Origin of the sequence: Pantoea sp. CTOTU46764 (assembly GCF_031974595.1) — a bacterium.
GTDB classification, from domain to species: domain Bacteria; phylum Pseudomonadota; class Gammaproteobacteria; order Enterobacterales; family Enterobacteriaceae; genus Pantoea; species Pantoea trifolii.
Genome location: NZ_DALYOQ010000128.1, coordinates 1 through 3,393, shown reverse-complemented (window position 1 = coordinate 3,393; position 3,393 = coordinate 1). Strand labels below are relative to the sequence as shown.

Below are 3,393 nucleotides of genomic sequence, written 5' to 3'. Positions count from 1 at the left end.
ATTTGGTGTGCTACCGCCGTCACGGCCACAACGAAGCCGACGAGCCAAGCGCAACTCAGCCGTTGATGTACCAGAAAATCAAAAAGCATCCAACGCCGCGTAAAATCTACGCCGATCAGCTGGAAAGCGAAGGTGTTGCGACCACCGAAGATGCCACCGAGATGGTTAACCTGTACCGCGACGCGCTGGATGAAGGCGAATGCGTGGTGCCGGAATGGCGTCCGATGAGCCTGCATTCATTCACCTGGTCGCCATATCTGAACCACGAGTGGGACGAAAGCTACCCGGCAACCGTAGAACTGAAACGCCTGCAGGAACTGGCGCGCCGCATCAGCAGCGTACCGGAATCGGTAGAAGTGCAGTCTCGCGTGGCCAAGATCTACAACGATCGCAAAGAGATGGCCGAAGGCAACAAAGCGTTCGATTGGGGCGGTGCAGAAAACCTCGCCTACGCCACGCTGGTTGACGAAGGGATTCCGGTGCGTCTTTCCGGTGAAGATACCGGTCGCGGTACCTTCTTCCACCGTCATGCGGTGATCCACAACCAGTCCAACGGCTCAACCTACACGCCGCTGCACCATGTCCATAACGGTCAAGGTCAGTTCAAAGTGTGGGATTCCGTGCTGTCTGAAGAAGCGGTACTGGCCTTCGAATACGGTTACGCCACCGCAGAACCGCGCGTGCTGACCATTTGGGAAGCGCAGTTCGGCGATTTCGCCAACGGCGCACAGGTAGTGATCGACCAGTTCATCAGCTCCGGCGAGCAGAAATGGGGCCGTATGTGTGGTCTGGTCATGTTGCTGCCGCACGGTTATGAAGGTCAGGGTCCTGAGCACTCCTCAGCGCGTCTGGAGCGTTATCTGCAACTCTGTGCTGAACAGAACATGCAGGTGTGCGTGCCTTCAACCCCAGCGCAGGTTTACCACATGCTGCGTCGTCAGGCGCTGCGCGGTATGCGCCGTCCGCTGATCGTCATGTCACCAAAATCACTGCTGCGTCATCCGCTGGCGATTTCCAGCCTGGAAGAGTTGGCCACCGGCAGCTTCCAGCCGGCGATTGGTGAGATCGACGATCTCGATCCGCAGCAGGTTAAACGCGTCGTACTGTGTTCGGGCAAAGTTTATTACGATCTGCTGGAGCAGCGTCGTAAAAACGAGCAGACCGACGTGGCTATCGTGCGTATCGAACAACTCTATCCGTTCCCGCACAAAGTCGTGCAGGACGTATTGAAAAACTATGCTCATGTGCAGGATTTCGTGTGGTGTCAGGAAGAGCCGCTGAATCAGGGCGCATGGTATTGCAGTCAGCATCATTTCCGCGAAGTGGTTCCATTTGGTGCGTCACTGCGTTATGCAGGCCGTCCGGCTTCTGCTTCACCGGCCGTGGGCTACATGTCCGTACATCAAAAACAGCAGCAAGACCTGGTTAATGACGCGCTGAACCTTGGTTAATAAAAAGGAAAGAAAATGAGTAGCGTAGAAATTCTCGTTCCCGATTTGCCTGAATCCGTAGCGGACGCAACGGTTGCAACCTGGCACAAAAAACCTGGCGACTCCGTGAGCCGCGATGAAGTACTGGTAGAGATTGAAACTGACAAAGTGGTGCTGGAAGTGCCTGCTTCAGCGGACGGCATTCTGGAAGCCGTGCTGGAAGAGGAAGGCGCTACCGTCACTTCTCGTCAGATTCTGGGCCGTCTGAAAGAGGGCAACAGCGGCGGGAAAGAGACTGCGGCAAAAGCGGAAAGCAAAGAGTCTACACCAGCACAGCGTCAGACCGCTTCTCTGGAAGAAGAGAGCAACGATGCGCTCAGCCCAGCGGTTCGCCGTCTGATTGCTGAAAACAACCTCGATGCCAGCCAGATCAAAGGCACCGGCGTTGGCGGCCGTCTGACGCGTGAAGATGTGGAAAAACATCTGGCGAAGAAAGCCGACAGTGGCAAAGCCGCACCAGCGCCAGCCGCTGCTGCTGCACCGCAGGCCGCTGTGGCTAACCGCAGCGAAAAACGCGTACCGATGACGCGTCTGCGTAAGCGTGTTGCCGAGCGTCTGCTGGAAGCGAAAAACAGCACCGCGATGTTGACCACGTTCAACGAAATCAACATGAAGCCAATCATGGACCTGCGCAAGCAGTACGGCGATGCGTTCGAGAAGCGTCATGGCGTGCGTCTGGGCTTCATGTCCTTCTACATCAAAGCGGTGGTTGAAGCGCTGAAACGCTTCCCGGAAGTGAACGCGTCGATTGATGGCGAAGATGTGGTTTACCACAACTATTTCGATGTGAGCATTGCGGTTTCTACTCCGCGTGGTCTGGTAACGCCAGTGCTGAAAGATGTTGATGCGCTGAGCATGGCCGACATTGAGAAGAAAATTAAAGAGCTGGCGGTGAAAGGCCGTGACGGCAAGTTGACGGTTGAAGAGCTGACCGGCGGTAACTTCACCATCACCAACGGTGGTGTGTTTGGTTCGCTGATGTCGACGCCAATCATCAACCCACCGCAGAGCGCGATTCTGGGCATGCACGCTATCAAAGAGCGCCCAATGGCGGTCAATGGTCAGGTTGTGATTCTGCCAATGATGTATCTGGCGCTCTCTTACGATCACCGTTTGATTGATGGTCGTGAATCCGTTGGCTATCTGGTCGCGGTGAAAGAGATGCTGGAAGATCCAGCTCGCCTGCTGCTGGACGTCTAATTTCGCCGGGCGCGCGGTGTGAAGGCGCGCCCAAACTCATACCTGAATGGATAGAACATCATGAATTTACATGAATACCAGGCGAAGCAGCTGTTTGCACGCTATGGCATGCCAGCACCGACAGGCTACGCCTGCACCACGCCACGTGAAGCAGAAGAAGCCGCGTCTAAAATCGGCGCTGGTCCGTGGGTAGTGAAATGTCAGGTTCATGCCGGTGGCCGCGGTAAAGCGGGTGGCGTGAAAGTGGTTAACAGCAAAGAAGACATTCGTGCTTTTGCTGAGCATTGGCTGGGCAAGCGTCTGGTGACCTATCAAACTGATGCGCACGGTCAGCCGGTAAACCAGATTCTGGTTGAAGCCGCGACTGATATCGATCAGGAGCTGTATCTGGGTGCGGTGGTTGACCGTGCGACTCGTCGCGTGATCTTCATGGCATCGACTGAAGGCGGTGTTGAGATTGAGAAAGTGGCAGAAGAAACGCCACACTTGATCCACAAGATGGCACTGGATCCATTAGCGGGTCCACAGCCGTATCAGGGCCGCGAGTTGGCGTTCAAACTCGGCCTGACCGGTAAGCAAGTTAGCCAGTTCACCAAAATCTTTATGGGTCTGGCGACCATGTTCCTTGAGCGCGATCTGGCGATGGTTGAGATCAACCCGCTGGTGATCACCAAGCAGGGCGACCTGATCTGCCTCGACGGCA

General features: G+C 55.6%; 3 protein-coding genes. All 3 read left to right on the top strand.

Annotated features, from left to right (window positions below; all coding sequences use genetic code 11):
* The coding region (gene sucA, locus RTM06_RS22740; protein ID WP_312184804.1) for a 2-oxoglutarate dehydrogenase E1 component at positions 1-1,451 on the top strand (1,451 nt) is incomplete at its 5' end.
* Positions 1,452-1,466: 15 nt separating this feature from the next.
* Positions 1,467-2,690, top strand: coding sequence for a 2-oxoglutarate dehydrogenase complex dihydrolipoyllysine-residue succinyltransferase (gene odhB / locus RTM06_RS22735; protein WP_256695938.1), 1,224 nt, complete (start codon positions 1,467-1,469; stop codon positions 2,688-2,690).
* Positions 2,691-2,750: 60 nt separating this feature from the next.
* Positions 2,751-3,393, top strand: a 643-nt coding sequence (locus tag RTM06_RS22730) for an ATP-grasp domain-containing protein (protein WP_312184802.1), incomplete at its 3' end; no start/stop codon positions are given.